General features: G+C 44.2%; 1 protein-coding gene. It reads left to right on the top strand.

Annotation, left to right across the window (positions count from 1 at the left end; all coding sequences use genetic code 11):
• Positions 1-249: HYR domain-containing protein (locus RT99_RS20125; protein ID WP_042566548.1), on the top strand; the 249-nt coding region annotated here is incomplete at both ends.

Consider the following 249-nt stretch of genomic DNA (forward strand, 5'->3'; position numbering starts at 1 on the left):
ACCTGGACAGCAAAAGATGCTTCGGGAAATACACAAACGTGTACACAAACGGTAACAGTTAGCGATACCCAAAAACCAACAATTACCTGTCCGTCAAATGTTACGGCTGTAGCCGATGTTAATTCATGCGCTGCTACGGGAGTTGTTTTAGGAACTCCAACAACAACGGACAACTGCACAGGCACAATCACAGTTACCAATAATGCACCATCAAGTTTTCCAATCGGAATTACTACGGTGACTTGGACA

The sequence above is a fragment of the Flavobacterium sp. MEB061 genome (genome assembly GCF_000834715.1).
Classification (GTDB): Bacteria; Bacteroidota; Bacteroidia; order Flavobacteriales; family Flavobacteriaceae; genus Flavobacterium; species Flavobacterium pectinovorum.